Here is a 2,389-nt window from a genome sequence, read left to right as displayed (position 1 = left end):
AAAAAAGGTATCTTGACCTTTGCGCTAAGCTCCCAAAGCACGGGAATGAACGCGATTAGTGTTAAAATCGCAGATACCACTCGCGAACCGATATCTTCTAAGATGCGCGCAAAGCGAAGAGCGTCTTCTTGGATACGCTGCGAGCTTCCCTCTACGTCGTGTTCGACATTTTTCCAATATTTAAAATATGAAAACGTAATCGCCTCGCGCCATTGAAACACCCAGAGTCTAACGACGTATCTCTCAAGGACGCCCACTAAAACTAAAGGGATAGCGATCCACAAAAATATAAACATCTGGTTCCAAAAATCGTCTATAGTGTGGTTTTTGGCATCTTGAGCCAGATCGTAAAAGGAGCGGTTCCATTTGTTGTATTGCACCATCAGATCCACTTCAAAAACTTGCACTAAAATAATAAAGATTAGACCCGCGTAAGCAAAGAATGCGTATTTTTTACTCTTAAAAAACGATGAAAACATTAAATTCCTTTATTCTTTCGGTTGTGTTTCTTGCGGCTTTGTATCGCTGCTAGGTTTTGGATTTAAGATTGCCGTAAATAGGTGCTCGCGAAGTATCCGCGCCGCTTCCTGCACGTCCGTGCTTTTTACTGCGTTCACGCGCGCGGCGTAGCTTTTTTCATCGTAGAGCGGATAGCCGTAAAGCTCGTGCGCAGTGATATTAGCAAGCCAAAAATCATTCGTCTGCGCAGCTCTTTTGGTCGATAAAATTTGCGCTTTTTTGAAATTTTGCAGTTCGTTATCTTTCGCGCCCGAGTTTTCGATCTGTTTTAAAATTTCGCGCACCTCCGCAACGACCGCGGCTGTGTTTTTCGGCTCGCACGAAAAGGAGACGTTCAGGCTCGCGGCGATATGCGGGAACTGCACGTACGAGCTTCTTACGAGCGCCGAGTAAATTTGCCCGCGCGCCTCTCTGATCTGCTCGACGATGCGCGTATCAACCACGCTTCTTAGAGCTTGAAATTTATATGTGTGCGCAAAGTCGAAATTTCCGAGCTCATAGTTTAAAAAGATCATCTGTACTTCGCTTTTATCGCTATCGCCGTAGTTTTGCTCAAGCGTGCCGTTTGCGGTTTTAAGCGCTGAAATTTTAGGCGCGGCGCCCCCTTTGGAAGGCTTTAAATTTCCCACGTATTTGGCCAAAATTTCCTTCGCGGCTTTCGGATCAAAATCGCCACTAAGTATGAAGGTAAAATCCCCTGCACCCGATAGAATTTCATCCGCGTCCTTTTGAAACTCGCTTAAATTTGCGCTTTTGACGTCGTTAGCACTTAGGGGCAGCTTTTGAGAAAGCCCCTCAGCGTAGAGCGATTTTAAAATTTGCTCGCTAAATTTAAACTGCGCCGTCTCGTCGCGCAGCGCGATCGCCGAGAGTGCGTCGGTTTGGTATTTCACAAACGCGGACTCGTGGATCAGCGGCTCGCTAAATCTCGCGTATAGCTCGCGCGCCATAGCCTGCAGATCCTTGCTCGCGCTGCTTCCTCTAAAGCCGCTGGTGGAATCGTCCATTCTAAATTTAAGCGCGTAATCGAACTTCGCTGTCAGGCGCTTGGCTTCATATTCGTTGAGGCTGCCGATCGTACCGGAGTTTAATAGCGAGGTTAAAATTTCGCCCCTTGCCCTGCCGAGATCTGCGTAGCCTCCGCGCCTAACCGCTACTATTTTAACTCTATTTTTTTCGCTTTTAAGTGGCTTTAAAATAACCTTTGCGCCGTTAGAAAATTCTAAAATTTCAGTGCCGCTGCCACCCTTTTTCGCGCTAAATTTCGCAGGGTTTAAATTTGCGCCCGCAAGCTCCTTTTTGCCGAGCAACGCGCCGCTGAAATCAAACGGCGCGGCGTCTGCGTAGAGTTTGTTTGCATCGGCCTCGCTAAGACCTAAATTTTTAGTCGAAATAAGCTCGGTAAAGTGCGCGCCGTCCGTGATCCGCACGAAAAATTCATTTACGTCCTTAAGCGTAATCTCGTCTAAAATTTTAAGGCTTAGATCGTGCTCGTCCTTTTTGCTGAGCTTGAAATTTCCGTTTTGCACGTAGTCCAGGATCGCGTCTACTTGCGAGCCCTGCGTATCGTTTTTAAGAAGGTCCGCTTCGACGCTATTTTTAAGCCTCTCCTTTACGCTCTCAAAATCTTCGGCGGAAAATCCGTGCTCGCGCACCCCTTTGATCGCGCCAAAAAGGCTGCTAAGCGTCGCGTTGGTATCGAAGTCGAAGATATTGGCGCTTAGACTGTAGAGTCTGCGGCTTTTAAACAGATCGTCCGAGCCGAAATAGGCTTTAAGCGGCGTTTTGGAGTTTACGTTCATCGCGTCGTAACCCAGGCTCATCAGGCTTGCGACATAGACTTGCAGCCAGGCGTTTTTAAACGCACCCA

Annotated in this window: 2 protein-coding genes; both read right to left on the bottom strand. The window is 47.5% G+C overall.

From position 1 onward, the window contains the following. The coding region (locus Q0236_RS11230) for an SbmA/BacA-like family transporter (RefSeq protein WP_297917988.1) at positions 1–479 on the bottom strand (479 nt) is incomplete at its 3' end. 9 nt (positions 480–488) lie between these two features. Next, positions 489–2,389: insulinase family protein (locus tag Q0236_RS11225; RefSeq protein ID WP_297917985.1), on the bottom strand; the 1,901-nt coding region annotated here is incomplete at its 5' end.

It is taken from the genome of uncultured Campylobacter sp., from assembly GCF_938031315.1.
Classification (GTDB): Bacteria; Campylobacterota; Campylobacteria; order Campylobacterales; family Campylobacteraceae; genus Campylobacter_B.
Note: the sequence above shows the minus strand (reverse complement) of the source record. Positions and strands in the feature narration are given on the sequence as shown.